Origin of the sequence: Diaphorobacter ruginosibacter (genome assembly GCF_014395975.1) — a bacterium.
In the GTDB taxonomy this organism is placed as follows: Bacteria; Pseudomonadota; Gammaproteobacteria; order Burkholderiales; family Burkholderiaceae_C; genus Diaphorobacter_A; species Diaphorobacter_A ruginosibacter.
This window is the reverse complement of record NZ_CP060714.1, coordinates 677,419-697,805: the sequence shown is the minus strand read 5'-3', so window position 1 is coordinate 697,805 and position 20,387 is coordinate 677,419. Positions and strand designations below refer to the sequence as shown.

The following is a 20,387-nucleotide window of genomic DNA, read 5'->3' as shown; positions in this document are numbered from 1 at the left end:
TCAAACAAGCCAACAAATTTCAACTTGCGTTCACTTGAGATAGCCCCTTGATTGAATTGTGTAAATCACACAGACAGCTCCAACCGCTTCATCTTCTCCCAAAGCGTTTTCCGACTGATTCCCAGTACGTTCGCGGACTTGCCAACACTCCCGTCGCAGTGCTCAAGCACGCGTTGAATGTAAGCACGTTCAGCACCCTCAAGCACCTTGTTGAGAGGCGATAGGTTGGGCGATGCCGTACCGTCAGCGTCTTGAGCTGTGACTACCGTATCGACGTCGAGAATCCCGGCCTCGCTAAGAATGACGGATTCTTCGAGGTATGAACGGAGCTCTCTTGCGTTGCCTTTCCACTGACGTGCGATAAGGTCACGAAGAAAGGCTTCCGACATTGCGATGGGGCGGCTTTGTTCAACGACCAGTTGGGCAATGAGCTTCTCGGTTAGCCAACGAATGTCTTCAGGTCGTTCTCGAAGTGGAGGCAAGTCCACTTTGATGACTGCCAATCTGTAGAAGAGGTCTTCGCGGAATCTGCCCGCGTTCATCTCGGCATGGAGGTCCCGGTTGGTGGCCGCAACGATGCGAAATTCGCTCTGGGTAGTTCTTTCCGAGCCAAGTCGGAAAAAGCATTTTTCCTGCAATGCCCGAAGAAGCTTGGCCTGCATTGCTGCTGGCAGCTCACCAAGTTCGTCCAGAAACAATGTTCCCTTGTTGGCGCGTTCAAGATAGCCCTTGTGTGCGCGCACTGCTCCTGTGAAGGCTCCCTTCTCGTAGCCAAAAAACTCCGCTTCCATCATGCTTTCGGGGATGGCTGCGCAATTGACGGCGACGAATTCCGCAGCACCATGTGCAGGTGAAGAGTCGTGCAGCAACCTGGCCGCAACCTCCTTCCCGACCCCAGATTCACCGGTCAACAAAACGGAGACTTTCTGGGAGGCAACTTTGCGAATGGTTGCCTCGGCCCGTCGCATCGCCGGAGATACACCGAGCACAGCTTCATCGTCTTCCTGTATTTGCTGGTGCAGCGCGCGTTGCACCAGCCCTACCAGCGCTTCTATATCAAATGGCTTGGTTAGGTATTCGCGCGCACCAGCACGAATCGCTTCGATGGCTTCACCCACGCTTCCATATCCCGTAAGAAAGAACCATGGAAGTGACTTCTGTTCAACAGAGAGTTGGGTAAACCATTGAGTTGCGATTCCATCGGGCAGTCGAACATCACTGACTACGGCACCGGGCAATCTCTCTAGAGCCAATGTCGCCTCGGCAAGACGTCTGCACCACGTCACGTGCATGCCTTCTATCTCGAAACGTTGCATCAATGATTCACCAATGATGGCGTCGTCTTCAATCAACAGGATGGACTTCATTTCGAATGCTCCCGCGCTTGCTGGTTGGGGACTTTAAACATCAAGTAGGTTTGCTCTACTTCCGTGCTCGAGATGTCAAAACTGCCACCCAAGTGGTTCGCGATTTGTCGGCACACCCAGAGCCCATACCCGCGTGGGTCATCTCCGCTTTCTGTTGCCAGAAGCCTGTGAAACTCATCCTGCGTAAGAACCAATCCAGTATTCTTCACGCAAAAACAAACCTTCTCGGAGTCGACTTCAAGCTCTGCTGATATCAGGCCCTTTTCGCCGGCAGCCTTCACTGCGTTGAGCAGCAAATTCAGCATGACCTGTCGTAGTGGCGCCGAGGAAACGTGGATGGCCGAATCAACTTCCAGGTGAGTAGCGATTTCTATTTCAAGTTTGGCGGCGATGGGGCGTACGAGGGTGACAACATCTTCTAAGTCATTGGGGTCAAGCGTTCGGTCATCCACGCGCGCTTGCGGTAGCAGCGCCGCCACGGTCGTGCGAATTTGCTGCAACCCTCTACCCAACAAGTCCACCGTACGCTCACGAACATCCTCGTTGTTCCCATGCAGTCGCAAGGTTTGGGTTGCAGTCAATAGTCCTGCGAGCGGGTTGTTGATTTCGTGAGCGACCGCAGCAGTCATCCTTCCCACCACTGCGAGTCGCTCTGCTGCAAGAGCCCTGTTTTCTACTTGCTGCCGATGCTCCAACTCCGTCATGAGCTGAGAAATCGCGTGGCCTATTCGACCTAGTTCAGGGTCAGATGTTCGAGGAATTCTGTCTTGCAGCACTGACGGGTCTTCGGAGCCGATGTCCTCAATTACCTGAACTAGCTTCCCGACTGGTCTCGTCATTCTTCGCCCGACCCACCATCCAACGGGAACAAGCAACGCCACAGCCAGAACAATCCCCAAAAGTGCGGTCCGCAGCAGAGCGCTCCAGTTGGTTCGAAACACTTCTGCATCGACCTCAACGAACACGAAACCCATGGTTTGAGCATCTTCGCTGCGAATGGGCTCAATCCAGATTAAAGAACCATCCGTCGAATTCAGTTGCACGCGCTGAACAATGTCTTTGGCCGGCGGCATGGTGGTTTGATGCCACTGTTGGCCCAGCATCTTTTGTCCCGTTCCTAGCTGTGCTGGGCTCGAAGCGGCAAAAACAGCGCCATTGAGGTTGAGTACAGCTAACCGCGTGTGCCCCATCGAGGCACCGGGAAGCAAAGCATCAATGTCCTTCAGCAGCGAGAAAGTTCGCCAAGTATCGTCAGCGCTCAGCATCGGGCGGACCTGGGCCGTAACTAGAACCATGGCGCGGTCCAGGAGCGAAAGCGTGTCTTTTCTTCCATTTTCTGATTGAACTTTGGCGGTGACGGCTGTCACAAAAATTGCCCCAATCAACACAGCCAACGATAGACCGAGTGGTATTTGGAAACGGTAGGGCAGTTGGTGGCGCATCACGGAGCGACTCCGCTTCCTGGAACTTGCTGTGCTTCCTTCCGTATGGAGTCGTACAGCTCAGGCTGCCCCTTTATGAAGCCTGTCAGGTTGAGCGCCGCAAGAAATTCTTTGCCTGCACTGTCATTGGCCATCTCATTCAGCGCATGACCCAGCTTTGCTGTTCGTTCATCGCCTTGGCCACGGCGAATGACCAATGGCGGAAATCCAAAGAACTCCGACTTCCAGATGACCTCCGTTTTCATCGCGGACGACATCTTTTGCAGTCTCATGGTTTCCCAAACGTACCCATCGATAGTTCCTGCTTGAGCCAGTCCAACAGCAACTGCCTCAGCAACATTACGGTGGCCATGTGTGAAGAACGCTTTCTTAAGGTGCTGGGCCTGAATCCCGGCTTTTGCAAGCTGTACCTGTGCCACTAGCCAACCGGAATTCGACAGAGGGTCGGAATAGGCCAAGACCTGCCCCCTTAAATCTTGCCAGCCATTTATGGTGGGTGAATTGGTTGGCGAACGAATCAAATAGGACTGATATGTTGGTTTGCCTTGATAGAGAGGCACAGCAAGCAGTTCAAGCTCCGCCTCGAATCTGATGTATGGGTAACCGCATATCCATGCAGCATGAACTTGCTGAGAGAACAGCAGGTCGAGAATGCCTTGATAGGTTTCTCGTGCAACGAACTCAACTTGGAGGTTGGTCCGTTCGCTGAGATATTGCCCCCAGCGAGTAAGGAAGCCGAATTGGTCGGCCAGCATCACAGGTGTCAATCCGACTCGAAAGCTCCTCCCCTGGGACGCGGCCAGTACAGGGAAGGAAGCGGAAACGGCAGCCAATGAGAGGCTCCTGAGGCTTTCTCTTCGATTCATGTGGCGTCTCCTGATGGTTACGTTTTCGTAACTCTGACTTTGTGTTCATGTTACGCAAACTACCCGCAACGGCAAGTAGGGTTTCCAAGTGCTTGATTTTTCAAGGGTGCTCTCTGGGCACGGTTGTTGCGTGACATGTCGCAAGAGTCAACTACTACGGAGACAACATGGAAGACGTAAAGATTGCGCGCCGCTTTTTTCTGAAATCTGGTGGCATGGCAGCCGCAGCCGTGGGCACAGGAGGCGCTGTCATCCCAATTCACGTGGCAAATGCAGCGACTCCAGCAAACGCGAGTGGAACCACACTGCCATATCCGCGAAAAGCCGTCAGCAAGATTTCAGGCATGAAGGTGAATGAGGTCACTACCTTCATGTATCCGGATGACTCATCCCCCTGCTATGCGCTGCGCATGGACACACCGGTAGTTGGTGGCGTTGGACCCAAAGGAGACATCGTTGCATTCAGTGCGATGTGCACGCATATGGGCTGCCCGGTTACCTACGATGGCGGCAGCAGAACGTTCAAATGTGGCTGTCACTTCACCATCTTCGACCCTGAAAAGGGAGGGCAGATGGTCTGTGGCCAAGCCACTGAGGACCTTCCCAAGATATTGCTGGAGTACGACAACGCATCTGGCACCGTGACTGCGGTAGGCGTCGATGGCCTGATTTTCGGCCGCCAAGCAAACATCTTGTGAGGAGCTCATCATGTCCACCAACATCAATGACCGAATCGCCCTGCCCCCAACAGACGCTGAAAGGACCAACCTGACCTGTCACTTCTGCATTGTTGGCTGCGGCTACAACGTCTACAAGTGGGACCACAACAAAGAAGGCGGCAGGCCTGCCAACCAGAATGCATTGGGCGTCGACTTCACCAAGCAAGTGCCTCCGATGTCATTGACGATGACGCGTGCAATGACCAACACCATCACGGACAAGGCCGGCAAGCGCTGGAACATCATGATTGTTCCAGACCGCGAATGTGTGGTGAATAGCGGGCTGTCCTCGACTCGTGGCGGCAAGATGGCCTCGTACATGTATACCAACGATGGCATCGGCAAAGAGCGACTGAAGAACCCGCGCGTCTACCGAGGAGAGCAATGGCTCGACACTGGCTGGGACGATGCCATGGCGCTGTACGCAGGGCTGACCAAAAAAATCCTGGATAGCGATGGCCCCGATGGCTTGTTCTTCGATTGCTTTGACCATGGTGGTGCCGGAGGAGGTTTCGAAAACACGTGGGGCACAGGCAAGCTTATGTTCAGCGCGCTACAGACTCAAATGGTGCGCATTCACAACCGTCCGTCATACAACTCTGAATGCCATGCCACCAGAGAGATGGGGGTCGGGGAACTCAATAACAGTTATGAAGACGCTCAGCTTGCAGACACCATCTTTTGCACTGGAGCGAACCCATACGAGACGCAATCGAACTATTTTCTCAACCACTGGATGCCCAACCTCAGCGGGGGCACTGTGGATAAGAAGAAGCAGCGCTTTCCTGGCGAAACCGTTGGTGCCGCAAAAGTCATCATTGTGGACCCAAGACGTACTGCGACTGTAGCCATCAGTGAGCAAGTGGCGGGCAAGGAAAACGTCCTGCATCTCGACATAGAACCGGGTTCGGATACTGCGCTTTTCAACACCCTCTTCACATACGTCGTTGAGCAAGGCTGGCAGGACAAGGAATTCATCGCCCAAAACACAACTGGTTTTGACGAAGCAATCAGAACCAACAGGATGTCACTGGAGGATGGAGCGAAGGCAACCGGCATTCCTGTTGCGAAACTGAAGCAGGCAGCCGAATGGGCATACAAGCCAAAGGCTTCAGGGCACCGGCCGCGCACGTTCCATCCCTATGAAAAGGGAATCATCTGGGGGAACGACAACTACGTCATCCAAAGTGCCTTGGTGAGTCTAGTGCTTGCTACGCACAACGTTGGCCGCCGAGGCACTGGTGTTTGTCGTATGGGTGGACACCAAGAGGGCTACGCGCGTCCGCCGTATCCAGGCGACAAGAAGATTTACATCGACCAGGAAGTCATCAAAGGCAAGGGCCTGATGTATACGATGTGGGGGGCAAATCCATTCCAGACTACGCTGAATGCCGAGCAGCATAGATTGGTGATGAGCAAGCGAGCAAAGATTGTCAATGAGGCTATCGCGAAGGCTCGCGGCGCAAGCGTGGCACAGCTCGTGGACATCATCTACGACGCTTGCAAAAACAAAGGCGGCTTGTTCATCACCTCAATCAATCTGTATCCCACGACGTTGGCGGAGGAAGCGCACATGTTGCTCCCAGCTGCGCATCCTGGAGAAATCAATTTGACGTCGATGAACGGTGAGCGGAGGCTGCGGTTGTCGGAAAAGTTCATGGATGCACCAGGCACAGCCAAGGCGGATTGCTTGATTGCTGCGACCATTGCGAACTCATTGAAGGCGCTATATCAGCGCGAGGGCAAAGCGGCCATGGTCAAGCGCTTCGAGGGGTTTGACTGGAAAACCGAAGAAGACTCTTTCAACGACGGGTTCCGGCGTGCCGGTCGCCCAGGCGCTGGCCCGATTGATAGTCAAGGAGGGGATACTGGCTACCTCGCTACCTATGCGCTGCTGCGCAAAGCAGGCAACAACGGTGTTCAGCTTCCCATCAAGAAAGTGGAAGGAGAAAAGCTGGTCGGCACAGAGATGCTTTATGAGGATGGTAAATTCGACACGAAATCTGGAAAAGCAGAATTCAAGCCAGCCCCCTGGAACGGACTGCCAAAGCCTGTTGCAGCCCAGAAGGCAAAGCACAAATTCTGGATAAACAATGGCCGCGCCAATGAGGTGTGGCAAACCGCATACCACGACCAATACAACGCCTTTGTCCGAGACCGACTGCCACTTGCGTTCATCGAATTGAATGTGGCCGATGCAAAACAGCTTGGAGTTGCTGCTGGCGATGTTATCGAGGTCTTCAACGACTACGGAAGCACCTATGCGATGGCATACCCGATGAAGTCAGTGAAGCCGAACCACACGTTCATGCTGTTCGGCTACGTCAAGGGCGTCGCGGGAGACCTGGTCACTGATTGGGTCGACCGAAATGTCATTCCGTACTACAAGGGGACTTGGGCGAGCATTCGAAAGGTTGGTAGCTTGGAGGACTACAAGCAGAGCATTTCATTCAAGGATAGGCTCTATCTTTCATAGCACCCCCTCTAGGGGTCAACGTTTAGTGACTCCCTAGAGGACGGTACAGCTCTTACCGTTGATTGCCAGCCCATATACGCCGCACCGATGAATGCGGCTCAGCTCTACCTCATACCAGGTTCCAATAAAAACATCAGGCTCACCTCCATTGGCTTGATGGTGCTAGGCTACAGCAATACTTGGTGGCGCGCATCACGCGAAGTCGTGGCCTCATTCGTTTCGAGTTTGCGCCGTCTCTGATAGATATTTCACAGGGGACGGCGTTTGCTGAAAGATGAAACACCTACGAACATGACTCAACAGGTTCTGTACCTAGATTTCGATGGAGTGCTTCACCCCGCCCCCGTGTATCGCCACCATAAGCGAGGTATTTATTTCGGGGTCGAGCACTCAGGACACAAGCTGTTTGAAAATGTGAGTGCTTTGGTGGCAGCGCTGGCTCCGTATCCCGCAGTCTCAGTGGTCCTAAGCACGTCTTGGGTACACGTTCTGGGCTATTCACGCGCAAGGTCTTTTTTACCCGAACCTCTTCGTAGTCGAGTGGTCGGAGCGACTTTTCACAGTCGCATGAACAAGCTTGAATTTGCAACTATGCCGCGAGGGCATCAGGTGCTCGCAGACGCCACACGGCGCGGCGTAACCGCATGGCTTGCCTTAGATGACGATGAAGACGGATGGCTCACTTCCGCCCCGATACATCTGGTTTTGACAGACAAAACACTAGGTATTCAAGAACCTAAAGTGGCGAAGGCGCTAACGGAGCGACTAAAAATTCAATTCGGCAGCTAGCGGCCGTATCTCTACCTCCCCTTTCTCAGCAGTCTCTGCGACTCAGCGAAAAAGGAGTTGGCCGCTATGCAGAACGCTGACGGGAGCCCACCCTCAGCGCTCTTTTTCCTCTGCGCTTTCGCATATCAACTTGCCTTGGAACTGCAGACTCCGTCTGCTCACTCCATGCCGAACATCATTCGAATATATACATTATGTTTCTAAAGAAACAAATAAAGACCACAGCCAAAGTGAGCTAAGCAAGTCTACAGGTGGAAATAATGCATAAGTTATTTAATATAAAAATCAATGACTTACAGAATTTTATGCATTATCCCCACCTGAAATTATGCATAAATATTACACTACATCAACAACTGCTCGCCGCAATCCCCCCTCACTCCACCGTCACACTCTTCGCCAGATTGCGTGGCTTGTCCACGTCCGTGCCGCGTGCGACGGCCGTGTGATAGGCCAGCAGTTGCAGCGGCACCACGTGCAGGATGGGACTCAGGGCACCGTAGTGTTCGGGCATGCGGATCACGTGCATGCCCTCTTCGCTCTCGATCTGCGAATCGCCGTCGGCCAGCACGTAGAGCACACCGCCGCGCGCGCGTACTTCCTGCATGTTGCTCTTGAGCTTCTCAAGCAGTTCGTCATGCGGTGCCACCGTCACCACCGGCATGCTGCTCGTGACCAGCGCGAGCGGGCCGTGCTTGAGCTCGCCTGCGGGATAGGCTTCGGCGTGGATGTAGCTGATTTCCTTGAGCTTGAGCGCGCCCTCCAGGGCAATCGGGTAGTGCATGCCGCGGCCCAGGAACAGCGCGTTTTCCTTGGAGGCGAAATCCTCGGCCCAGCTGATGACCTGGGGTTCCAGGGCCAGCACCGATTGCAGCGCCACGGGCAGGTGGCGCATCGACGCAAGATACTTGGCCTCCTGCTCGGGCGTAAGGCGGTCCTTGGACTGGGCAAGCGCCAGCGTGAGCAGGAACAGGCCCAGCAGCTGCGTGGTGAAGGCCTTGGTCGAAGCCACGCCGATCTCCACCCCTGCGCGGGTGATGTAGGCCAGCTCGCACTCGCGCACCATGGCGCTGGTGGCCACGTTGCAGACGGTGAGCGTATGCGTCATGCCCAGGCTTTGCGCGTGGCGCAGCGCGGCGAGCGTGTCCGCCGTCTCACCTGACTGGCTGATGGTGACCACCAGGGTTCTGGGGTTGGGAACGCTGGTGCGATAGCGGTACTCGCTGGCCACTTCCACATTGCAGGGAATTCCGGCAATGGCCTCGATCCAGTACTTGGCCGTGCAACCGCTGTAGTAGCTGGTGCCGCAGGCGAGGATCAACACGGAGTCGATTTCCTTGAAGACACGCCACGCGGCGGTCTGGGTGTTTCCTTCGGCATCGAGCCCGTCGAACAGCTCGGGCACGATGGCCTGCACGCCCTCGAGCGTATCGGCCACGGCGCGCGGCTGCTCGAAGATTTCCTTTTGCATGTAGTGGCGGTACGGCCCCAGCTCCGCGGCGCCGCTGTGCGCGTGCACGGTGCGGACGGGACGTTGCTCGGCGCTCATGCGCTGGCCCGCGCGATTGACGATCCAGTAGCGGCCCTGCTGCAGGTCCACCAGGTCGCCTTCCTGCAGGTAGATGATCTGATCGGTCACTCCCGCGAGCGCCATCGCATCGCTCGCCAGGAAATTCTCACCCTCGCCGACCCCCAGCACCAATGGCGAGCCGGCGCGCGCGCCGACCACCCGGTGCGGCTCATCCTTGTGCATCACGGCAATCGCGTAGGCGCCGTGCAACTGGGCGACGGCCGCCTTGACCGCCTCGAACAGGTCGCCTTCGTAGAGGCTGTCCACCAGATGCGCGATGACTTCCGTGTCGGTCTGGCTGGAGAACACATAGCCGCGCGCCTGCAGCATCCGGCGCAGTTCCTGGTAGTTCTCGATGATGCCGTTGTGCACCAGCGCGACACGGCCGGCGCGTTCGGTCTCGGCCGGCGCTGCATTCGGCCCGTGGCTGAAGTGCGGATGGGCGTTGTGCACCGCCGGGGCACCGTGCGTGGCCCAGCGCGTGTGCGCAATGCCGGTGGCGCCCTCGATATGCTCCGCGGCGACCTGCGCCTGCAGCTCCGACACCCGCGCCGTGCTGCGTGCCCGGTGCAGCCCGCCGGTGGGCGTGCTGCCCATGCTGGCCTCGTGCACGGCGACCCCGCAGGAGTCATAGCCCCGGTACTCCAGGCGCTGCAGGCCCTGGACCAGGATGGGAACGATATTGCGTTGGGAAACTGCGCCGACGATGCCGCACATAAGCTGGAACTCCTTGCAGGGAGTCGCACCCCGCTCACAACAATGGATTTTTCGTGTCCGTCACGAATGAGCGTGATGGTAGAGATGAGTTGTTAAAATTTCCGATTCATTTTTCATTATTTTTGAAATAATATTTCGCAACATTTCATGTGAGAAATTTAATTTCAAAAAATCAATTAAATGGAAATTTTAGAAACCATTGACAGCATAGACCGGCAGCTTCTTGACCTGCTGCAAACCGATGCCTCGCTGAGCAACCAGACGCTGGCGGAGCAGGTGCATGTCTCTCCTCCAACCTGCCTGCGGCGCGTGCGCAGGCTGCATGAACTGGGGTTGATCGAGAAACAGGTGGCCCTGCTGCAGCCCGACCGGCTGGCGCAACTGCAGGGCCACGGGCTCACGGCCATCGTGGAGATCACTCTGGACCACCAGGGAGCGGAACACATGGACGATTTCGAGGCGCTGGCGATCGCCGATGCCCAGGTGCAGCAATGCTGGCGCGTCTCGCCGGGCCCTGACTTCGTGCTGGTGGTGCATGCGAGCGACATGCCTTCGTACCATGCGCTCTCGCAGCGCCTTTTCACTCAGCACGCCAACGTGCGCAATGTGAAGGCGTTCTTTGCCACCCATCGCGCCAAATTCGACACGCGCGTGCCGCTGGCTTGAATCCGCGCATGTCGCCTCCATCTTCAGGCATCCTCATCGAACAACCTCCCATGGATTGATGATGGGTTGATGAACGGAACGGCAATGCGCGCTCCCGCCGCCGCATTGCGATGTGCCCGGACAGCCTGCGCGCCCTCCTGCGTTGCGGCATTGGCCTACGGCCTGCCCGGAGCCTCCCCTATAGAGTGTTTTCCATCGTTTGTGCGGCCTTCGCTTGCAGGGATTGCTGCGGGCCGCGATTCAGGAGCTTGATGCATGGAGTTCAAGGACTATTACAAGATATTGGGCGTCGACAAGAGCGCCTCTGCGGACGAGATCAAGAAGGCTTACAGAAAGCTCGCCCGCAAGTACCACCCCGACGTCAGCAAGGAAGCCGACGCTGCGGATCGCATGGCGGAGGTGAACGAAGCCAACACGGTGCTCTCCGATCCGGAAAAGCGCGCGGCCTATGACAACCTCGGCAAGGAAAGCGCCTACCGCGCAGGACAGGACTTCCGTCCGCCGCCGAACTGGGACGCCGGCTTCGAATTCACGGACCACGGCGACAGCGCCGGCATGGACAGCGCCGCCTTCAGCGATTTCTTCGAGCAGATGTTCGGCCGCGCGGCCCGTGCGCAGCGCGGCGCGGGTGCCGACCATGGAGGCACGGCCAGCGGCCACTTCCGAGGCGGCCCGCCAACACAGCAGCGCGGCGAGGATCATCACGCCAAGATCGAACTCGATCTGCGCGATGCCTATGCCGGCGCCGAGCGCATGCTCACGCTGCGCGGTGCCAGGCTGGACGACAACGGCCATCTGGTCAACGAAGAGCGGCAGTTGCAGGTCACCATTCCCAAGGGAGTGCGTGAAGGCCAGCTCATCCGCCTCTCGGGCCAGGGCAGTCCCGGTTATGGCGGAGCGCCCAACGGCGACCTGTTCCTCGAGGTCCAGTTCAAGCCCGACACGCGCTGGCGCGCCCAGGATCGCGACGTCTACCAGAGCGTCAACGTCTCACCCTGGGAAGCCGAGCTCGGCGGCCCGATCCAGGTGACCACGCCTGGCGGCAGCACCGTGGAGGTGAACGTGCCCGCGCACTGGAAGACCGGCCGCAAGCTGCGGCTGAAGGAGCGCGGCATTCCCGCGGCCACACCGGGCGACCTGTACCTGGAGCTCCACGTGGTCCTGCCGCCCGCGACCACCGACGAACAGCGCGCGGCATACAGCAACATGGCCAAGGCATTTGCGCAGTTCAATCCGCGCAGCGCCCAGTAAGGAGGATCCGCACATGCCAACACCTACATCGAACACCGGCGCCACGCGCGCGTGGGCCGAACTGCTGGACGACGACGTCGCCCGCCATCTCACCCTCGAAGATCTCGCGCGCGCCTGCGCCATGGCCCCCGGCTGGGTAACCGAACGCGTCTCGCAGGGGCTGCTGCAAGGAGATCAGACCTCGGGCAGTTGGCGCTTCACCAGCACCACGGTGATCCGCGCACGCCGCATGGCGCGGCTGGAATCATCGTTCGACGCGGACCCGCAACTGGCGGCGCTCACCACCGACCTGATGGAGGAGGTCACCGAGCTCAGGCGGCGGATGGTGCAGCTGGAATCAGCCCTGAAAGGACTGTAGAACGAAAGCAAGAAAGCGTGGCCCGTGCGGTAGGCCACGCTTTTCCCCGCACTCTACTTTTTCTTGACCGGACGCACCCAGTTCGCAATGCTCACCTGCTTGCCCCGGGCCACGCTCAAGGCACCCGGCTCGGTGTTCTTGGTGATGGTCGAGCCGCCCCCCACGGTTCCGCCCGCGCCAATGGTCACCGGCGCGACCAGCACGCAGTTGCTGCCGACATGCACGTCCGCCTCGATCACGGTACGGTGCTTATTGGCTCCGTCATAGTTCGCGGTGATGCTGCCCGCGCCATAGTTCACCCGCTCGCCCACCGTCGCGTCGCCGAGATAGGCCAGATGATTGGCCTTGGCCCCGTCCGCCAGCGTGGAGTTCTTCACCTCCACGAAATTGCCGATATGCACTTCACGGCCCAGCTGCGCGCCAGGACGCAAACGGGCGAATGGCCCGATCAGCGCGCCTTCACCCACCTGGGCACCCAGCTTCTCCCCATCGATGTGCGAGAACGGATGGATCACCGCGCCTGCCGCGATCTGCGCGTTGCTGATGTGGCAGTACGCACCGATGCGCACGCCCTCGCCCAGTTCGACCTGACCGGTGAAGATGCAACCCACGTCGATCTCCACGTCGGCCCCGCAGCGCAGATCCGCCAGCACGCCGCGTGCATCGTCGCGTACGTCGAGGCGCGCAGGATCGGCAAGGCGCACGCCCTGCTCCATCAGCTCGGCGGCCACCCGCAGCTGGTGCGCACGCTCCAGGGCCGCCAGTTGCATGGGGCTGTTCACGCCCTCGACCTGCAGCGGGTCGGCGATGCAGTGGCCCACCACGGGAATGCCATCCGCCACGGCCATCGCCACCACGTCGGTCAGGTAGTACTCCTTCTGCGCATTGTTGTTGTCAAGGCGCGCCAGCCATTTCTTGAGCCAGCCCACCGGCGCGGCCATGATGCCGCTGTAGATCTCGTTGATGGAACGCTGCGCATCGCTTGCGTCCTTGTGTTCGACGATGCGCTGCACGGCTCCGTCGGCATTGCGCACGATGCGGCCATACCCCGTGGGGTCGGGCACGCGCACCGTCAGCAGCGCAAGCTTGTCGCCGCCCGAGGACTGCACCAGATCGGCCACCGTTTGGGCCCTGGTCAACGGCACGTCGCCCGAAAGAATCACGACCACTCCGTCCTCGTCGGGCAGCTTGGGAACCGCCTGCTGCACCGCGTGGCCCGTGCCCAGCTGCGGCTCCTGGCGCACGAACTGCATGTCGAGCGCGGCATGGCCCGGCAGTGTGAACCCGCCGCATGCGGCCTCCACCTCAGCGGCACAGTGCCCCGTCACCACCACCACGCGACGCGGCGAAAGGCTCTGCGTCTGCGACACCACGTGCTGCAACAACGGCCGTCCCGCCAGGCGCTGCAGAACCTTCGGAATACGGCTTTTCATGCGCGTGCCCTTGCCCGCGGCCATGATGATGATGTCGAGTTGCGCTGTCATGTAGGTGAGTGAATGAACACGGAGGAGAAATGCGGAGTGCCGATTATCCAGCCTCCGCGGCCGACCACTGATAGCGCACGGACTGCTCGGCAAAGGGCTCCATCACCAGATGCTGGCCCGGCCGCACCGTGAGCGACTCGCCGGCGGCCAGGATCAGGTCCTGCGCCCCTGCGGCGTCTCCCCCGCTGCCAGCCGGCGCGCACGTGACCCATGCATTGCCGCTGCACGACAGCAACCGCAACCGCATGGGCTTGCGGCTCTTCAGGCTGATGGCATGGCCGGCGCGCAAGGTGTTCAGGTCAAAGAAACCGTGCCGTGCGGTGATACCCGTGCTTTGTTGCGAATCTGGAACATGAATCGCGGTCATTTCCCACTCCTTTTGATCGACCAAAGTCGTTGAACAGGAATGAATTTGACTCGCGCGCGGTTCCATCGTCCAATGAAATGCAGATCCTCGATAGATGCGGAAAACGCATCAATTCACCGCCATATCCGTTGTCCCGCACCATGAAGCAAAGCCCCCCGCCCCTGCCGCCGACGCCTCCACCCATGGTCCACCTGCGCACCCGTCCGGTTTCCGTGGGCAATTGGCGCGCGTTCCTGGCGGTGGCGCGGCATCTCAATTTCCGCGCGGCCGCGGACGACCTGTCGCTCACCCAGTCCGCGGTGAGCCGCCAGATCCAGGCGCTGGAAGACGAGGTGGGCGTTCCGCTCTTTCTGCGCCACACGCGCGCGGTGGAACTCACCACTGCCGGCGGCCAGCTGTTCCAGACACTGACGCCAGCACTCGAACGCCTCGACGCCACCGTGCGCATGGTGCGGCAGTCGGCAGGACGCAAGAACGTGGCCATCACTACCTGGGCAAGCTTCGCATCGATGTGGCTGATTCCCCGGCTCGAGGACTTCCAGCGCAGCTATCCCGACATCGACATCCGCATCGACGCCACCGACACCATGGTCGACATGGACACGTCCGATGTCGATCTGGCGCTGCGCTCCGCTGTACCCGGCACGCAGCCGGCGGGCGCGATACGCCTGTTCGGCGAGCAACTGTGCGTGGTCGGCAGCCCCTGGCTGCTGCAGAGCCGCCCGCCAGTGACCACGCCGGCCGATGTGGCGAACTTCACGCTGATTGAGGCGGGTGATGCGCACCGCCTCGCCTATTTCGAGTGGATCACGTGGCGGCGCTGGTTTGAAGTGAACGGCATCTCGCGCCTGCAGCCCCAGCGCTGGCTGTATTTCAACTATGCCCAGCAGATCGCGCAGTCCACGCTTGCCGGCCAGGGACTCTCGCTCGCCCGGATGCCGCTGATTGCCGACAGCCTGGCCGCGGGCGACCTGGTGGAGGTGCTTCCGGGCCACCGCCTCGACTCGCCACTCGCCTACTGGCTGCTCATCGGGCCCCGCAGCGCCCAGCGTCCGGAGGTCCAGGCCTTCCGGGCCTGGCTCCAATTGCAGGCCCGACTCACCCGCGAGGCCATCGGTGAGGTGCCCGATCCCGACACGCGGGACGACCTGCCATAGAGAGGATGGTCAGGCGGACAGCGTCACGCGTGCGAACTTGCGCTTGCCCACCTGCAGGACGAAGGTGCCTGCCTCGATCTTCAGGCCCTTGTCGCTGATCACCGTGCCGTCGATGCGAACGCCGCCGCCTTCGATCAGGCGATTGGCCTCGCTGCTCGATGGCGCGAGATTGGCCTGCTTGAGCAGTGCGCCGATGCCCACGGGCGCGCCGGAGAGCTGCACCTCGGGAATGTCGTCCGGAATGCCGCCCTTGGAACGATTGATGAAATCCTGCTCCGCCGCTTCCGCCGCCGCCGCGCTATGGAAGCGCGCGGTGATCTCCTTGGCCAGCAGCACCTTCGCATCCTTGGGGTTGCGGCCGCCTTCGATCTCCAGCTTGAGCGCGGCGATTTCGGGCAGGCTCATGAAGGACAACAAGGTGAACCAGTCCCACATCAGGTCGTCCGAAATCGACAGCACCTTGGCGAACATGGTGTTGGCGTCCTCGGTGATGCCGATGTAGTTGTTCTTGGACTTGGACATCTTGTTGACGCCGTCCAGTCCCACCAGCAACGGCATGGTGAGCACGCACTGCGGCTCCTGGCCATATTCCATCTGCAGATGGCGCCCCATGAGCAGGTTGAACTTCTGGTCGGTGCCGCCCAGCTCCAGGTCGGATTGAAGTGCCACCGAGTCGTAGCCCTGCAGCAGCGGATAGAGGAACTCATGCAGGCTGATCGAGCTGCCGTCATTGAAACGCTGATGGAAATCGTTGCGCTCCATCATGCGGGCCACCGTGTACTTGGCCGACAGCTCGATCATGCCGCGCGCGCCCAGCTTGTCGCACCATTCGCTGTTGTAGCGCAGCTCGGTCTTCGAGGGGTCGAGCACCTTGTAGGCCTGCTCGCGATAGGTCTCCGCATTGACCTTGATCTGCTCGGCGGTCAGCGGCGGACGCGTGCTGTTGCGGCCGGAAGGATCGCCAATGAGGGTCGTGAAGTCGCCGATCAGGAAGATCACCGTATGGCCCAGGTCCTGCAGCTGGCGCATCTTGTTGAGCACCACGGTATGGCCGATGTGGATGTCGGGCGCGGTCGGGTCCAGGCCCAGCTTGATGCGCAGAGGCACCCCGGTCGCTTCCGAACGCGCCAGCTTCTGCGTCCAGTCCTCCTGGGGCAGGAGTTCATCAACGCCGCGCAGGGAGATTTCGAGCGCTCGTCTTACACCGTCGGTCACCGGGTGTGTTTTAACAGCTGAATGATTCATAAGGGTTTTTCTGGGTGTCTGCCAAGCCTTGGTCGGTATACTTCACGGCTTCGATGCGGTGTAGGATTTTAGTAGGCTCGCGAATCGGCGTTCGCCTACATCCCTATAACTGCGCACCAGAATACTGCGATATCTGCCCGCAGCCCCCTTCTTGTTGAAAGTCACAAGTACTGGTCTGGGCACAGGTATACGCCATGCCAGGGGTACGACTTTTGACGCAAGGTTTCACCGCCGCCTATTCGCTATTGGCTGAGCGCCTGTACGAACTAGCCCAGAACCATCCAAAACGCATTGCAGCCGCCGTCGCGGCTGTTCTCATGACCGGCGGCGGCGGCGCATTCGCCGTGGCCAACCTGGGTCCCGATCCCGCAGACCTGCCCACGCGCACCGTCACGCAATCGGTCGCGTCGCTGGCCGAAGACAAGCCGCTGTCCGCCCTGGTGGACATGCCCAGCTTCTCGCTCTACCGATCCGATACCACCCGCGGCAGCGACAGCGCCGAAAGCCTGCTGCAGCGCATGGGTGTGGCCGATCCGGCGGCTGCCGCCTTCCTGCGCTCCAACGACCTGGTGCGCCAGAACCTGCTGGGCCGCGCCGGCCGTTCCGTGACCGCCGAAACCACCGACGACCACCGCCTCACGCTGCTCACCGCGCGCTGGGCACCCGACGAAAGCGGCTATTTCAAGCGCCTCGTCGTCAAGAACACAGGCAACGGCAGCTTCACCGCGGCCATCGAATCGGCCCCCCTGACCGTGGGAAGCCGCCTTGCCGGCGGCGTCATCCGCAATTCGCTGTTCGCCGCGACCGACGCCTCCAACATTCCCGACTCCGTCGCGGTGCAACTGGCCGATGTGTTCTCGAGCAACATCGACTTCCATCGCTCCCTGCGCAAGGATGATCGCTTCTCGGTGGTCTACGAGACCCTGGAAGCTGACGGCGAACCGCTGCGCGCGGGCCGCCTGCTGAGCGCCGAATTCAACAACAAGGGCAAGACTTTCGACGCCATCTGGTTCCAGGAAGCCGGCTCCAGCAAGGGCTCGTACTACACGCTGGCCGGCGAAAGCATGCAGCGCGCCTTCCTCACATCGCCCGTCGAATTCACCCGCATCAGCAGCGCGTTCTCGATGCGCATGCACCCCATCCTGAAGACCTGGCGCGCCCACAACGGTACCGATCTGGCCGCCCCGACCGGGACCACGGTGCGTACCGTCAGCGACGGCGTGGTGAGCTTTGCCGGTGTCCAGAACGGCTATGGCAATGTGATTTACATCAAGCATGCCGCCAACCAGGAAACCGTCTACGCCCACCTGAGCCGCATCGACGTGAAACAGGGCCAATCGGTCGAACAGGGCCAGAAGATCGGTGCCGTGGGCTCGACCGGCTGGGCGACCGGCCCTCACCTGCACTACGAGTTGCGCGTGAACGGCGAGCAGCGCGATCCGATGGCCAACGCACTGGCAAGCAATGCCTCGCGCCCCATCTCCAAGGCGGCACGCCCTGCCTTCCAGCAACTGGCGGAGAACATGCGCGTGCAGCTGTCCTCGGCCGCCATGCTGTCGACGACCCAGGCCGAATAAGCGCGCCAAATAAGCGCCTCCCGGGCCGTACGGTTTTCCTGCTATCGTGTGCGCTTCGACCCAAGGAGCCACATGTCCCTTCCCAGCAGCGGCGCCCACCGCCATTTCATCGGCCTGATGTCCGGCACCTCGCTGGACGGCGTGGATGGTGTGCTCGTCGCGTTTGCAGCCGACGGCCAGCTCCAGTTGCTCCAGCACGCATCCAGGCCCTTTGCAGACGAACTGCGGGCCGAACTGCTGGCGCTCAACACCGCAGGCGACAATGAACTCCACCGTTCCGCGCTGGCCGCCAATGCACTGGCGCATGTGTATGCCGACGTGGTTCGCAGCCTGCTCACGCAGGGCGGCATGGCCGCAGCGGACATTGCCGCCATCGGCGCGCACGGCCAGACCGTGCGGCACCGCCCGCATGAGTTCGACGCCACGGGCTATACCATCCAGTTGAACAACCCCGCGCTGCTCGCAGAGCTCTCTGGCGTGAGCGTGGTGGCCGACTTCCGCACGCGCGACCTGGCCGCCGGGGGACAGGGAGCACCGCTCGTCCCCGCATTCCACCGGGGCGTGTTCGGCAGAGACGATCGCACTGTCGCTGTGCTCAACCTGGGCGGCATCGCCAACCTGAGCGTGCTGCGCGCAGATGGCGGTGTGCTCGGCTTCGATTGCGGCCCGGCCAATGCCCTGATGGACTACTGGTGCCACCGCCATACCGGCCAATGGTATGACGCCGGCGGCGCCTGGGCCGCCCAGGGCAGCATCGACGTCCGCCTGCTGGCCGCCATGCTGCGGGAGCCCTTCCTCGACCTCCAGCCCCCCAAGAGCACGGGACGCGACCTGTTCAACCCCTCATGGCTGGAGCAACACTTGGCGCTGCAGCCGGATGCGCCGATCCAGGCGAAGGACGTGCAGGCCACGCTGGCCGAACTCACCGCCCTGGCCTGCGCAAACGACGTGAAGCGCCATGCCGCCGACGCCAAAACGCTGATCGTGTGCGGCGGCGGCGCCCTCAACCACTTCCTGATGGGGCGGATCGCCGCGCACCTGCCCGGCGTGCAGGTGGAGTCCTCGCAGTCGCACGGGATCGACCCGCAGCAGGTCGAGGCCGCTGCCTTTGCGTGGCTTGCAAGGCAGTGCCTGCTGGGGCTTCCGGGCAACCTCGCATCGGTGACCGGTGCGGCCGGGCCGCGCATCCTGGGCGCGATTCACCCCGCCTGAACACAACACCGCCCCCGAGCAAGAAAGCACAAAGCCGCCTCGAGAGGCGGCTTTGTCACTGGAGAAAAGCGCGAGAGGTGCGGAAGGTGCGCTATCAGCCTTACACCGAGAAGCTGGAACCGCAGCCGCAGGTCGTCGTGGCATTCGGATTCTTGATCACGAACTGCGCACCCTGCAGGTCTTCCTTGTAGTCGATTTCAGCGCCCAGCAGGTACTGGTAGCTCATCGCATCGATCAGCAGCGACACGCCATTCTTGGTCATGGTGGTGTCGTCTTCGTTGGTGATTTCATCGAACGTGAAACCATACTGGAAGCCCGAGCAGCCGCCACCCTGGACGAACACGCGAAGCTTCAGATCCGGGTTGCCCTCTTCGGCGATCAGATCCGCCACCTTGGCAGCAGCGCTGTCGGTGAAGATGATCGGTGCGGGCATTTCGGTCGTGGAGGTGATGTTTTCTGCAACTGCGCTCATGGAATGAGACCCCTGTATGGAGATATATAACGGTGATGCTACTGCAATGCACGACCAAATGCATCGGATATGGGTTTTGACGCCAAAAGCGTTGTGGGAATAAGAAAAGACCACGCCGCAGGCCAGCCGTCCCACAATGTATAGCAGCGCTTCATCAAAGCCTTCAAAAAGAGCAGGCAACAAAAAACCGCCACGAGGGCGGTTTTTTGTGAGCAGCTGCTGGACAAAGCCCAGCAACCCACAAGCAATTTAACGCTTGGAGAACTGCTTTGCGCGGCGAGCAGAGTGCAGACCGACCTTCTTACGCTCGACTTCACGAGCATCACGGGTCACGAAGCCTGCCTGGCTCAGGACCGGCTTCAGACTTGCGTCATAGTCGATCAGGGCGCGGGTGATGCCGTGGCGGGTGGCACCGGCCTGGCCGGATTCACCGCCGCCGTGCACGTTCACCAGAATGTCGAAGGTTTCGACATTGTCGGTGAGCACCAGCGGCTGCTTGGCGATCATGATGGAGGTTTGACGGCCGAAGAACTGCTGAATGTCTTTGCCATTCACAGTGATCTTGCCGGAACCCTTCTTCAGAAACACGCGGGCGACGCTGGACTTGCGACGGCCGGTGCCATTGTTCCATTCACCAATCATTCAAGGCTCC

Annotated in this window: 18 protein-coding genes; 9 read left to right on the top strand and 9 right to left on the bottom strand. The window is 59.9% G+C overall.

Going from position 1 to position 20,387, the window contains the following annotated elements; all coding sequences use genetic code 11:
* Positions 1-65 precede the first annotated feature (65 nt).
* From H9K76_RS03290 to H9K76_RS03280, 3 genes are read right to left on the bottom strand one after another with little or no spacing between them, the layout of a single operon-like run.
* A complete protein-coding gene (locus tag H9K76_RS03290) occupies positions 66-1,367 on the bottom strand; it encodes a sigma-54-dependent transcriptional regulator (RefSeq protein WP_187598161.1) in 1,302 nt (433 codons plus the stop codon).
* Complete coding sequence (locus H9K76_RS03285) at positions 1,364-2,809, bottom strand: sensor histidine kinase (RefSeq protein ID WP_187598160.1); 1,446 nt, start codon at positions 2,807-2,809, stop codon at positions 1,364-1,366. Before H9K76_RS03285 ends, H9K76_RS03290 begins: the two co-directional genes overlap by 4 nt.
* Complete coding sequence (locus tag H9K76_RS03280) at positions 2,809-3,675, bottom strand: substrate-binding domain-containing protein (RefSeq protein ID WP_187598159.1); 867 nt, start codon at positions 3,673-3,675, stop codon at positions 2,809-2,811. The genes H9K76_RS03285 and H9K76_RS03280 overlap by 1 nt, the downstream gene beginning before the upstream one ends.
* Positions 3,676-3,842: 167 nt before the next feature.
* On the opposite strand from H9K76_RS03280, the gene H9K76_RS03275 reads away from it, so the two are divergent.
* The 3 genes from H9K76_RS03275 to H9K76_RS03265 all read left to right on the top strand — a co-directional run bounded on the left by H9K76_RS03275 (position 3,843) and on the right by H9K76_RS03265 (position 7,659).
* Entirely contained in the window at positions 3,843-4,373 is a 531-nt protein-coding gene (locus H9K76_RS03275; RefSeq protein WP_187598158.1) for an arsenate reductase (azurin) small subunit, read from the top strand.
* A gap of 10 nt (positions 4,374-4,383) precedes the next feature.
* Positions 4,384-6,870 (top strand): arsenate reductase (azurin) large subunit, encoded by a 2,487-nt coding sequence (locus tag H9K76_RS03270; protein WP_187598157.1) that lies wholly within the window; start codon positions 4,384-4,386, stop codon positions 6,868-6,870.
* Positions 6,871-7,161: 291 nt separating this feature from the next.
* The gene (locus H9K76_RS03265) at positions 7,162-7,659 is read left to right on the top strand and encodes an HAD domain-containing protein (RefSeq protein ID WP_187598156.1); all 498 of its coding nucleotides are present in this window, start codon (positions 7,162-7,164) and stop codon (positions 7,657-7,659) included.
* Between the two features lie 376 nt (positions 7,660-8,035).
* On the opposite strand, the gene glmS is transcribed toward H9K76_RS03265, so the two are convergent.
* Entirely contained in the window at positions 8,036-9,946 is a 1,911-nt protein-coding gene (gene glmS, locus H9K76_RS03260; RefSeq protein WP_187598155.1) for a glutamine--fructose-6-phosphate transaminase (isomerizing), read from the bottom strand.
* A 180-nt stretch (positions 9,947-10,126) separates the two neighbouring features.
* Between glmS and H9K76_RS03255 the strand changes: the two genes are divergently transcribed.
* From H9K76_RS03255 to H9K76_RS03245, 3 genes are all read left to right on the top strand, one after another.
* Positions 10,127-10,612, top strand: a complete 486-nt coding sequence (locus H9K76_RS03255) for an Lrp/AsnC family transcriptional regulator (RefSeq protein ID WP_187598154.1) — start codon at positions 10,127-10,129, stop codon at positions 10,610-10,612.
* A 255-nt stretch (positions 10,613-10,867) separates the two neighbouring features.
* The gene (locus H9K76_RS03250; RefSeq protein WP_187598153.1) at positions 10,868-11,863 is read left to right on the top strand and encodes a DnaJ C-terminal domain-containing protein; all 996 of its coding nucleotides are present in this window, start codon (positions 10,868-10,870) and stop codon (positions 11,861-11,863) included.
* Positions 11,864-11,876: 13 nt separating this feature from the next.
* Positions 11,877-12,221 carry a chaperone modulator CbpM gene (locus H9K76_RS03245; protein ID WP_187598152.1) on the top strand — a complete coding sequence of 115 codons (345 nt, stop codon included), beginning with the start codon at positions 11,877-11,879 and terminating at the stop codon, positions 12,219-12,221.
* A 53-nt stretch (positions 12,222-12,274) separates the two neighbouring features.
* On the opposite strand, the gene glmU is transcribed toward H9K76_RS03245, so the two are convergent.
* Together glmU and H9K76_RS03235 are read right to left on the bottom strand one after the other, a co-directional pair.
* Complete coding sequence (gene glmU / locus H9K76_RS03240; RefSeq protein ID WP_187598151.1) at positions 12,275-13,705, bottom strand: bifunctional UDP-N-acetylglucosamine diphosphorylase/glucosamine-1-phosphate N-acetyltransferase GlmU; 1,431 nt, start codon at positions 13,703-13,705, stop codon at positions 12,275-12,277.
* A gap of 43 nt (positions 13,706-13,748) precedes the next feature.
* A complete protein-coding gene (locus H9K76_RS03235) occupies positions 13,749-14,072 on the bottom strand; it encodes a DUF2917 domain-containing protein (RefSeq protein WP_187598150.1) in 324 nt (107 codons plus the stop codon).
* Between the two features lie 140 nt (positions 14,073-14,212).
* Here H9K76_RS03235 and H9K76_RS03230 point away from each other — a divergent pair, with 140 nt between their 5' ends.
* On the top strand, positions 14,213-15,229 hold the full coding sequence (locus tag H9K76_RS03230) for a LysR substrate-binding domain-containing protein (RefSeq protein WP_187598149.1): 1,017 nt from the start codon (positions 14,213-14,215) through the stop codon (positions 15,227-15,229).
* A gap of 9 nt (positions 15,230-15,238) precedes the next feature.
* Here H9K76_RS03230 and tyrS read toward each other — a convergent pair whose 3' ends face one another.
* Complete coding sequence (tyrS, locus tag H9K76_RS03225; protein WP_187598148.1) at positions 15,239-16,474, bottom strand: tyrosine--tRNA ligase; 1,236 nt, start codon at positions 16,472-16,474, stop codon at positions 15,239-15,241.
* Positions 16,475-16,668: 194 nt separating this feature from the next.
* Between tyrS and H9K76_RS03220 the strand changes: the two genes are divergently transcribed.
* Both H9K76_RS03220 and H9K76_RS03215 read left to right on the top strand, forming a co-directional pair.
* The gene (locus H9K76_RS03220; RefSeq protein ID WP_187598147.1) at positions 16,669-18,051 is read left to right on the top strand and encodes a M23 family metallopeptidase; all 1,383 of its coding nucleotides are present in this window, start codon (positions 16,669-16,671) and stop codon (positions 18,049-18,051) included.
* Between the two features lie 72 nt (positions 18,052-18,123).
* Positions 18,124-19,263 (top strand): anhydro-N-acetylmuramic acid kinase, encoded by a 1,140-nt coding sequence (locus H9K76_RS03215; protein WP_187598146.1) that lies wholly within the window; start codon positions 18,124-18,126, stop codon positions 19,261-19,263.
* A gap of 100 nt (positions 19,264-19,363) precedes the next feature.
* Here H9K76_RS03215 and erpA read toward each other — a convergent pair whose 3' ends face one another.
* Together erpA and rpsI are read right to left on the bottom strand one after the other, a co-directional pair.
* On the bottom strand, positions 19,364-19,735 hold the full coding sequence (gene erpA / locus H9K76_RS03210) for an iron-sulfur cluster insertion protein ErpA (RefSeq protein WP_187598145.1): 372 nt from the start codon (positions 19,733-19,735) through the stop codon (positions 19,364-19,366).
* Between the two features lie 249 nt (positions 19,736-19,984).
* Positions 19,985-20,377: a 30S ribosomal protein S9 gene (rpsI, locus tag H9K76_RS03205; RefSeq protein WP_187598144.1), complete on the bottom strand. Its 393-nt coding sequence runs from the start codon at positions 20,375-20,377 to the stop codon at positions 19,985-19,987.
* Between the last annotated feature and the right edge of the window lie 10 nt (positions 20,378-20,387).

What these genes read in the sequence shown, in the direction of transcription:
- H9K76_RS03290 (WP_187598161.1), bottom strand. Translation starts at nt 1,367, where the DNA reads ATGAAGTCCATCCTGTTGATTGAAGACGACGCCATCATTGGTGAATCA.
- H9K76_RS03285 (WP_187598160.1), bottom strand. Translation starts at nt 2,809, where the DNA reads ATGCGCCACCAACTGCCCTACCGTTTCCAAATACCACTCGGTCTATCG.
- H9K76_RS03280 (WP_187598159.1), bottom strand. Translation starts at nt 3,675, where the DNA reads ATGAATCGAAGAGAAAGCCTCAGGAGCCTCTCATTGGCTGCCGTTTCC.
- H9K76_RS03275 (WP_187598158.1), top strand. Translation starts at nt 3,843, where the DNA reads ATGGAAGACGTAAAGATTGCGCGCCGCTTTTTTCTGAAATCTGGTGGC.
- H9K76_RS03270 (WP_187598157.1), top strand. Translation starts at nt 4,384, where the DNA reads ATGTCCACCAACATCAATGACCGAATCGCCCTGCCCCCAACAGACGCT.
- H9K76_RS03265 (WP_187598156.1), top strand. Translation starts at nt 7,162, where the DNA reads ATGACTCAACAGGTTCTGTACCTAGATTTCGATGGAGTGCTTCACCCC.
- glmS (WP_187598155.1), bottom strand. Translation starts at nt 9,946, where the DNA reads ATGTGCGGCATCGTCGGCGCAGTTTCCCAACGCAATATCGTTCCCATC.
- H9K76_RS03255 (WP_187598154.1), top strand. Translation starts at nt 10,127, where the DNA reads ATGGAAATTTTAGAAACCATTGACAGCATAGACCGGCAGCTTCTTGAC.
- H9K76_RS03250 (WP_187598153.1), top strand. Translation starts at nt 10,868, where the DNA reads ATGGAGTTCAAGGACTATTACAAGATATTGGGCGTCGACAAGAGCGCC.
- H9K76_RS03245 (WP_187598152.1), top strand. Translation starts at nt 11,877, where the DNA reads ATGCCAACACCTACATCGAACACCGGCGCCACGCGCGCGTGGGCCGAA.
- glmU (WP_187598151.1), bottom strand. Translation starts at nt 13,705, where the DNA reads ATGACAGCGCAACTCGACATCATCATCATGGCCGCGGGCAAGGGCACG.
- H9K76_RS03235 (WP_187598150.1), bottom strand. Translation starts at nt 14,072, where the DNA reads ATGACCGCGATTCATGTTCCAGATTCGCAACAAAGCACGGGTATCACC.
- H9K76_RS03230 (WP_187598149.1), top strand. Translation starts at nt 14,213, where the DNA reads ATGAAGCAAAGCCCCCCGCCCCTGCCGCCGACGCCTCCACCCATGGTC.
- tyrS (WP_187598148.1), bottom strand. Translation starts at nt 16,474, where the DNA reads ATGAATCATTCAGCTGTTAAAACACACCCGGTGACCGACGGTGTAAGA.
- H9K76_RS03220 (WP_187598147.1), top strand. Translation starts at nt 16,669, where the DNA reads ATGCCAGGGGTACGACTTTTGACGCAAGGTTTCACCGCCGCCTATTCG.
- H9K76_RS03215 (WP_187598146.1), top strand. Translation starts at nt 18,124, where the DNA reads ATGTCCCTTCCCAGCAGCGGCGCCCACCGCCATTTCATCGGCCTGATG.
- erpA (WP_187598145.1), bottom strand. Translation starts at nt 19,735, where the DNA reads ATGAGCGCAGTTGCAGAAAACATCACCTCCACGACCGAAATGCCCGCA.
- rpsI (WP_187598144.1), bottom strand. Translation starts at nt 20,377, where the DNA reads ATGATTGGTGAATGGAACAATGGCACCGGCCGTCGCAAGTCCAGCGTC.